This window comes from Devosia psychrophila (assembly GCF_000971275.1).
Lineage (GTDB): Bacteria > Pseudomonadota > Alphaproteobacteria > Rhizobiales > Devosiaceae > Devosia > Devosia psychrophila.
In genome coordinates this window covers 1-507 of the sequence record NZ_LAPV01000099.1, presented here as the reverse complement: position 1 = coordinate 507, position 507 = coordinate 1, and the positions used below count along the sequence as shown (strand labels likewise).

General features: G+C 65.9%; 1 protein-coding gene. It reads right to left on the bottom strand.

Translation table 11 applies throughout. The annotated features are described in order from the left end of the window. A partial coding sequence (locus WH91_RS10280; protein ID WP_046170927.1) for a transporter substrate-binding domain-containing protein occupies positions 1 to 401 on the bottom strand: 401 nt, incomplete at its 3' end. Positions 402 to 507: the final 106 nt, after the last annotated feature.

Below are 507 nucleotides of genomic sequence, written 5' to 3'. Positions count from 1 at the left end.
GTCATCACCAGCATGCGGCTGCTGGCAATGTAATGCGGGATAGTGAACGCTACCTTCTCGCGGCGCTCGCGCGTGTTGTTGGTCGAACCGCATTCGAGGTCTGCGCGGCCCTCGGTGATGGCGGCGATGCGCGTGGCTGGCGTCACGGGCACGTACTGCACCTTCAGGTCCGGCCGCTTGACCGCCACCTTGATCGCGTCGACCAGCCGCGCGCAGAGGTCGATCGAATACCCCACCGGCTTGCCGCCATCGACATAGGAGAACGGTACGGAGTTCTCGCGATACGCCAGCCGGACGGCGCCGGTATCGCGGATGCGGTCAAGCACGGGGGATGCAGCCAACGCCTGGAAAGCGCACAACGCCAGGCCGGCCGCGAGCAATGCGCGGGTCGGGTGCGGCACGGAATGTCTCCTGTCTGGTTATTTTTCTGGTGCCGGCGCGCTCGCGCGGCTCCCCTACCCTAGGCGATGTGGTCTTTCATCCCGCTTTCACGCCGGACTTCCCGCG